The 758-nt window shown below is 46.0% G+C and carries 1 protein-coding gene; it reads right to left on the reverse strand.

Annotated features, from left to right (window positions below):
• The coding region (locus tag GM612_RS12255) for a mucin-binding protein (RefSeq protein WP_425500352.1) at window positions 1-758 on the reverse strand (758 nt) is incomplete at both ends.

The following is a 758-nucleotide window of genomic DNA, read 5'->3' on the forward strand; positions in this document are numbered from 1 at the left end:
GCAAAGACCACTTCAAAGTCTTGGTTATCGTCATCAACGTTGTTAAATACTATCCCAGTTCCATCTGAAACCAGGTTGTACTGTTGATTGATGATTTGCTGAATCTGGTTTCTAACTGCCGTTCGATCTACAGCACCATTCGTAACACCAGTGACATCAATATCAGGAGCTAAGGTTTCACCCGCTTTATCAACGAAGTGAACAGTCCCCTTTTGTGCATCAGGCGTGTAAACAATATCAACACTAGAATCTCCATCTGGAACCTTTTCATTGTTGAAGGTCGGCGTATAGCCTAGCACATCCGGCACATTTGTTTTGGTAATTGGTTCACCTGTAGTCCCTTTTTCAGTCGTTGGCGTAGTATCCGGAACTGGAGACCCATTTGAAGTCTTCGGCGTTACAGTGAAATCGTGCTCAGCTGCTGTGTACGTGACGGTAACTTGGATGCCTTTATCATCCCCTGAAACCGTGTGTGCAGCTTCAGCTGATTCACTTGGTGTGTAACCAGTCACTGTTGGGGAGGTAACAGCAGCAAAACTACTGCCATCTGTACCGGTCCAGTCACCACGTGTAAGCACATCACCAGACACGGAATCAACCGTTATTGTACGCGTAAAGTTAAGCGATTTGGTGTATTTATTTGCTGCCTGACTGCCATCTGGCATTGTGTAAGTGATAGTTTCTGTTACAGTATGGTGCGTTTCACTCTGGTAGTCACCTAGCTTCGGTCCGTTCGGATTATCCGGATTGACCGGCGT

Origin of the sequence: Secundilactobacillus folii (assembly GCF_009720675.1) — a bacterium.
GTDB classification, from domain to species: domain Bacteria; phylum Bacillota; class Bacilli; order Lactobacillales; family Lactobacillaceae; genus Secundilactobacillus; species Secundilactobacillus folii.